A 6,319-nucleotide genomic window follows, 5' to 3' on the forward strand; every position below is an offset into this window, starting at 1 on the left:
ATGAAACTGCGTTCCATCCTCCGCACGGTCGCCCGGCAGGAGGCGGCAGGGGTGGGCGAGGCCGCCCGCCGCGCCGCTGAGTCCCTGCGGCATGACCCCCGCGTGCAGGACGCGGCCAGCCGCCTCAAAGCCCGCGCTGGGGACCTTGGCGGACAGGCCCGCGCCCGCGCCGACGAGCACCTCGAACGCCTCATCGAACGCCGCCACACCCGCCCCGGCGAGGCGGTCCCCGACGACGTGGCCGCCGTGCTCGCCCAGCGTCGCCGCGAGCGGGAAGCGCGGGTGGCGATGGCGCGGGCCAGGGCCGCCCTGATTGCCCAGGGCGAGACGCCGGAGCAGCGGCGGGTGCTCACCTTGCTCGCCGACTCGACCGGGTGGGCGGGCGGTCAGGCGGGGACGCTGCGCTACACCGTCCTCCTCGACCGCCTCGCGCCCTCCGGCGACCCCGCCGCCGAGATGGCGATTCACCGGGCGCTGTGGACCCTGGCCGAGCGCCGGGTGCTTGCGGTCTCGCCGCACGGGGAGGTCACGGCGTGCGAGCTGCCCGTCACGGTGGAGGTCCGGGGCTAACCGTCCCCCCGCTCTCCCAGCCGCCTCAGCGCCTCCCCCAGCACCCCGCCTGCCAGCTCGCGGGCGCGGCGGGCCAGAGCGGCGCTCTCCTCGCGCAGGGCCTGGGCCTCGGCGTCCGGCAACCGGGAGAGGTTGGCTTCCACGGTCACGCGGGCGGCGTCGGCGGCCCCGGCGAGCAACCCGGCCCCCGCACCCACGTCGCTGACGACGAGCGCGGGCGCCAGCGCTTCGGCGGCTCGCTCCAGCACCCGCACCCCGGTCTGCGCGAGGTCGAGGGGCACACCGGCGGCGCGGCGGGCGGCGTCCTCCAGGGCGGCTTCGCGCTCGGCGGCCTGCTCCGGCGTCTCGCCGGGCGAGCGGGCGGCCTCCACGAAGCGCCCAAAGGCCCGCGCGTCGGCCTGTCCCAGCGTCTGGAGGCGCTCGCGCTGCCCGGCCAGCCAGGAGAGCAAGGCGCGGCGCGGCGGATGCGCTTCCTCCCGCCAGGACCGCTCCAGGGCGATATGGAGCGCCATTTCCATGAGCGCGACCCCAAAAGCCGCCGAGACCGCCCCCGCCGCCCCACCCCCCGGCGTGGGGTCACCGCTCGCCGTCCGCGCGAGGAGGTCACGGGCTGTCTCGTCCCAAAACTGCGCCATAGGGGGCACTCTACGCGACCGCTCCTGCTGGCGGCTGGAGGCTGGCCGCTGGCCACTCAAAAAGCCGCCCCCCCGCGCGGGAGACGGCTCAGGCGGAGGCGAACGCTTACAGGTTGCCCTTGAGGGTGCTGGCGACCTTGAAGGCGACCTTCTTGCCCGCAGGAATCTGAATCTTCTCGGAAGTGCCGGGACGGACGCCGGTGCGGGCCGCCGTGGCCTTGACGCTGAGGGTGCCCAGGCCGGGCAGGCCCACGCTCTGGCCGCTGCGGATGGCGTCCACGATAACTTCCAGCATGGCGCTCACGGCTTCCTCGCTCTGCTTCTTGGTCAGGCCGGTCTTCGCGGCGACCTGCTCGACCAGCTGGGTCTTGGCGACCTTGCCGGTGCGCTCGCTGCCGCCCTCGGTGCCCGCCGCGCCGCGGCCCCGCGCCGCACCTTCGGACTTCTTGCTTGCCGCCGCTTTCGTCGTCTTCTTCGTCATGGCGTGCAGCATGACATATGCGCTGGACGGCGAAAAGGGGGGGTATAGCCCAAACAGGCCCTCCAGCACGCATCCTACCAGTCGCCAGGGCGAAAAATCCCGTCTAAGACGACTTTTTCAAAAAGTTCATTAAGTCACGTTGAAGGTGGCTTTCCCCCATTCTTCCCCCCCATCCGGCAGGGCGAAGCGGGCGCTCAGCGCAGCACCACGGTCTTGACGTAGGTGAGTTCCTCGGCGGCGGCACGGGCACCCTCGCGGCCAAAGCCGCTGTCTTTGATGCCGCCGTAGGGCATCTGGTCGACCCGGAAGGTGCTGGGGTCATTCACGATGACCCCGCCCGCCTCCAGGTCGCGGGCGGCTTCCAGGGCATGCGCGAGGTTGGTGGTGAAGACTCCGGTCTGGAGGCCGTAGCGGCTGCGGTTGGCCTGGGCGATGGCCCCTGTCCAGCTCGCGGCGCGGGAGAGGACCACGACCGGGCCGAACGCTTCTTCGGCCACCAAGCGGGCCTGTTCGGGCACGTCCTCCAGGACGGTGGGGGGCAACACCGTGCCCTGGGGGGTGCCCCCCAGCAGCAGCCGCCCGCCGAGGGCCTGGGCTTCGGCAATCCAGTCGCCCAGGCGCGTCAGCGCCGCCGCCCCAATGAGCGGCCCCACGTCAGTCGCCTCGTCGAGGGGGTCGCCGCACACGAGCGCTCGGCTGGCCTCCAGGAAGACCTCCCGGAAACGGTCATAGGCGGCCTCGTGGATGATCAGGCGCTGGGGGTGGATGCACACCTGCCCCTGGTAGGAAAAGGAGACGGCGGCGAGCGCCCGCGCCGCGCCCTCCACGTCGCTCTCGGCGTCGACCAGGTTGGCGCTGTTGTTGCCCAGTTCCAGCACGACCGGCTTGAGGCCGCTGCCGCGCTTGATGCTCTCGCCCACGCCGGGGCTGCCCGTAAAGGTCACCAGCGCGACCTCCGGGGCCGAGGTCAGCGCCGCGCCGAGTTCGGCCCCGCCGTGCAGCACGCTCAGCGCACCGGGCGGAAATCCGGCATCGCGCAGCAGCTCGGCGAGCAGATTGGCCGTCAGGGGCGTCTGGGGGGCGGGCTTGAGGATGACCACGTTGCCGCCCGCAAGCGCCGGACCGACCTTGTGCAGCGCGAGGTTGAGCGGGAAGTTGAAGGGGCTAATCGCCGCGATGATGCCGCGGGGTTCGCGGCGGGTAAAGCCCACCCGGCCTTCCCCGAAGCGGCTCGCGTCCAGCGGAATCCCCTCGCCCGCGAGCCGCAGCGCCTCATCTGCCGCAAAGGACAGGTTCTCGACGCTGCGGGCCACCTCCACCCGCGCGGCCTTCATGGGCTTGCCCGCCTCAGTGGCGATGGTGCGGGCAAAGAGGTCGGCGCGCTCCGCGAGCAGCGCGGAGGCCCGGCGCAGACGGTCGGCGCGGCGGTGCGCGGGCCAGCGGCGAACCTCGCGGAAGATCTCCGCCGCGAGGTCGAGCGCCCGGCGCAGCTCGGCCTCCCCGGCACGGGCCACGTCATAGAGCGGCGCTCCCGTATAGGGGTTGAATACCCGGTCCACCTGCGCGGTGCTCACAGCCTCGCCCCCGATCAAGAGGGGCACGCGGGTCAGGGCAGTGGTCATGGGGTCACTGTACGGCGCGGGGGCGGCCAGCAACCAGCCGCCCGCGCTTAGCCCCGCAGCAATTTCACCGCCCGCACCACGTCCTGCGGGGTGATGGGCTGGTCCGGGTGGGCGCGGCACCCCGATGCGTACTGCTCCAGGATGGTGTCACCCGTCGCGTCGAGCGCACTGCGGATGCCCGACAACAGGGTCAGAACGTCGTGGCAGTCGCGGCCCTCCTCAATCATGCGCTGAAGGCCGCGCACCTGGCCCTCGATGCGGCGCAGGCGGTTGAGAATCTTTTCGTCGGTGGGACTCAGGGAAGGGGAGGTTCGGGTCATAGAACTCCTCAGAGCAGGCGGCGGGGGGCCAGAAAGACAGGGAATCGCAAGGGCCAACTTCACCCCCCACTATACCCCCCCAGGGTAGTGGGAACCAGCCCCCTTCTCCGCCGCTCCGGTGGGCTAGGCTGGGGTCCCCATGGCGCGACTCACCCTGCTGCAACTCAATGACCTGCACGCTTACCTGGAGCCTCACCCCGAAGTCTTCTGGGAGGGGGGGCAGCCCGTGCTGCGGGAGGCCGGGGGGCTGGCCCGCATCGGGGCGTCCTTTGACGACGTGCGGCGCGAGGTGACTCATCCCGTGCTCGCCCTTGACTGCGGCGACACCTTTCACGGCACGGGGCCAGGGGTGCAGACCCGCGGCGACTTCCTGCCGGAGCTGCTCAACCCGCTGGGCCTGGAGGGCATGACGGGTCACTGGGACTTCGCCTACGGGCCAGAGCGCCTCCAGGAGCTGGTGGGCCGCCTGGACTACCCCCTCCTCGCCTGCAACGTCACGGACGAACGCGGCCAGCTCCTGTTCCCGGCGACCCGGCTGCTGGAGCGGGGCGGCCTGCGCGTCGGCGTGATCGGGGTGGCGTGCCCCCTGGTCGGGGACATGGGACCGCTGTGGGGCACCGAGCACCTGCGGGTCACCCAGGGCCGGGAGGAGGTGGCGCGGCTCGTGCCCGAACTGCGCGGGCAGGGGGCCGACGTGGTGGTCGTCCTCTCGCACCTGGGCTTTCCGCAAGACTGCGCCCTGGCTGCCGAGGTGCCCGGCATCGACGTGATTCTGAGCGGCCACACACACACCCGCCTGGAGGCCCCAGCGGTCATTGGCTCCACGGTACTCGTGCAGGCGGGCTGCCACGGCAGCTTCGTGACCCGCCTGGACCTGGAGGTGACGCCAGGGGGCGTGCAGGTCGTCCACCACGAGCTGAAGGTCATCTCGCCGGACCTGCGGGAAGACCTGGAGTTGGCCCGGCAGGTCGCCGAGCGGCTGCGCCCTTTCCGAGAGGCGGAGGCCTCCACCATCGGGGAAGCGCGGGCCATCCTGCACCGGGCCACGACCCTCAGTGCCCCCGCCGACCAGCTCCTCACCGACGCGGTCCGCTGGGCGACGGGCGCGGACCTTGCCCTGTCCAACGGCTGGCGCTACGGGGCACCCATCCCGCCGGGACCCGTCTCGCGCCTCGCCGCCTGGGACCTCATCCCGCACAACCCGCCCGTCAGCACCGCCGAGCTGACCGGGCAGGAACTGCGCGACCTCCTGGAAGACAGCCTGGAGGCGGTCTTTGCCTGCGACCCCTGGCAGCAGAAGGGCGGCTACGTCAAGCGGCTTTCTGGCCTCTTTGTGTACGCCAAGCTGGAGCACCCCCGCGGCCAGCGCGTGCTGCGGCTGGAGGTCGGTGGAGAGAAGGTGGACCCGCAACGCACCTACACCGCCGCCTACCTCACCCGCCAGGCCCTCCCGGAGCGGTACGGGCGGCAGCGCCGCGAGGGGCCACTGCGTGCCCTGGACGCACTGGAGGGCTACCTGCGCGAGGCTGGCCCCTATACTCCCCCACCCGCCAATGTGCGGTTGACCTGAACGTGAGGCAACAACAGCGGGGGCAGGCCCAGGCGCCGCAGGGGGCCAGGCGATGACCCTCACGCCGGACGCGCTGCAACTCGGTCCGCCGGTGCTCGCCTGGGACCGCCTGGCCCTGCTGCTCTGCTCACCGCCGCTGCCGCCGCCCTCCCGCTGCTGCTGCGGCCCGCGCCCCCTCCGGCGCTGGAGGCGGGCGGGGTCACGCTGCTGCGGGTGACCCCCCAGGGCGAGGTCACTCCGGTGACCTTTGCCGAGTTGCCCCGGCCCGCCGTAGTCAATGTCTGGGCAACCTGGTGCGGTCCTTGCCGGGCCGAACTCCCGGTGCTCGCCCGCGCCCTCCAGGCTGGAGAGCCGGTCATTCTGGTGAATGGCGGCGAAGACCCCAAGCAGGTCCAGGCCTTCCTCAGGAGCGTGGGCGTCTCGCAGGAAACCTTCCTGGACAGCGGCCCCCTGCGGCAGGCCTGGCGGGTGAGCGGGTACCCCAGCACCTTTGTGGTGGGCCGCGAGGGCCAGGTCGTCGCCCGGCACCTCGGCCCCCTGACCGCCCCGCAGCTCCGGGGGCTGCTCCAGCGGGCGCAGCAACCCTCGCCTTGACCGCCCGCCAGCGGGCCGGTTGGTCGGGTGCTCCCTCAGCCAGGATGAGTTGGGGTCAAGCACCCGGAGAGGCATATTCATTGATGATAAAGGTCCGGGGGAAATCTATTGGACTTTTGCACCCACGCTTCCCTACCCTGGAATCCTTCCCGGAGGTGAACCATGCACAGCGGCAGAAGCTGGTCCGACGTTTGGCGGCAGGTCACGGCCCTCGTTCCCGAAGCGGCGCTGCCGGACGGCACCCTGCGCTCCGTCTGGGGGGAGAGCTGGCAGGGGACGGGCGCCCCGCGCCAGACCTTTTCCCCCAACGACGGCACCCCGCTTACTCGCCCCCTGGAGCTGGGCGGGGCAGACGTGGGGGCCGTGCTGGAAGCCTGCACCCGAACCCACGAGGCCTGGTCGGCCACCGACCTCGACGAGCGCCGCCGCCGGGTGAGCGCGGCCATAGACGCCATCGCCGCGCGGCGGGAGCTGTTTGCGGCGCTGCTCGCCTGGGAAATCGGCAAGCCACTGCGTCAGGCCCGCAC

General features: G+C 72.0%; 9 protein-coding genes (1 of these 9 only partly in view). 5 read left to right on the forward strand and 4 right to left on the reverse strand.

The window, feature by feature from the left end; genetic code table 11:
* Complete coding sequence (locus H565_RS0111650; protein WP_027461191.1) at positions 1-570, forward strand: hypothetical protein; 570 nt, start codon at positions 1-3, stop codon at positions 568-570.
* On the opposite strand, the gene H565_RS0111655 is transcribed toward H565_RS0111650, so the two are convergent.
* The 4 genes from H565_RS0111655 to H565_RS0111670 form a co-directional block, all read right to left on the reverse strand.
* Positions 567-1,205, reverse strand: coding sequence for a cyclodeaminase/cyclohydrolase family protein (locus H565_RS0111655; protein ID WP_034409413.1), 639 nt, complete (start codon positions 1,203-1,205; stop codon positions 567-569). The genes H565_RS0111650 and H565_RS0111655 overlap by 4 nt on opposite strands.
* Positions 1,206-1,311: 106 nt before the next feature.
* Entirely contained in the window at positions 1,312-1,698 is a 387-nt protein-coding gene (locus tag H565_RS0111660) for an HU family DNA-binding protein (protein ID WP_027461193.1), read from the reverse strand.
* 182 nt (positions 1,699-1,880) lie between these two features.
* Positions 1,881-3,308: an aldehyde dehydrogenase family protein gene (locus H565_RS0111665; RefSeq protein ID WP_027461194.1), complete on the reverse strand. Its 1,428-nt coding sequence runs from the start codon at positions 3,306-3,308 to the stop codon at positions 1,881-1,883.
* A gap of 47 nt (positions 3,309-3,355) precedes the next feature.
* A complete protein-coding gene (locus tag H565_RS0111670) occupies positions 3,356-3,628 on the reverse strand; it encodes a metal-sensitive transcriptional regulator (protein WP_027461195.1) in 273 nt (90 codons plus the stop codon).
* A 139-nt stretch (positions 3,629-3,767) separates the two neighbouring features.
* Between H565_RS0111670 and H565_RS0111675 the strand changes: the two genes are divergently transcribed.
* From H565_RS0111675 to H565_RS0111685, 4 genes are all read left to right on the forward strand, one after another.
* A complete protein-coding gene (locus H565_RS0111675) occupies positions 3,768-5,198 on the forward strand; it encodes a bifunctional metallophosphatase/5'-nucleotidase (RefSeq protein WP_027461196.1) in 1,431 nt (476 codons plus the stop codon).
* Positions 5,199-5,250: 52 nt separating this feature from the next.
* Positions 5,251-5,415, forward strand: a complete 165-nt coding sequence (locus H565_RS16640) for a hypothetical protein (RefSeq protein ID WP_169726677.1) — start codon at positions 5,251-5,253, stop codon at positions 5,413-5,415.
* Complete coding sequence (locus H565_RS15240; protein WP_051363583.1) at positions 5,412-5,792, forward strand: TlpA family protein disulfide reductase; 381 nt, start codon at positions 5,412-5,414, stop codon at positions 5,790-5,792. The genes H565_RS16640 and H565_RS15240 overlap by 4 nt, the downstream gene beginning before the upstream one ends.
* A gap of 162 nt (positions 5,793-5,954) precedes the next feature.
* Positions 5,955-6,319, forward strand: the 5' portion of a protein-coding gene (locus tag H565_RS0111685; RefSeq protein ID WP_027461197.1) for an aldehyde dehydrogenase family protein. The gene runs 1,147 nt beyond the window's last position; only the first 365 of its 1,512 coding nucleotides appear in the window; its start codon is at positions 5,955-5,957; its stop codon lies off the right edge, out of view.

This window comes from Deinococcus murrayi DSM 11303 (assembly GCF_000482805.1).
GTDB lineage: Bacteria > Deinococcota > Deinococci > Deinococcales > Deinococcaceae > Deinococcus > Deinococcus murrayi.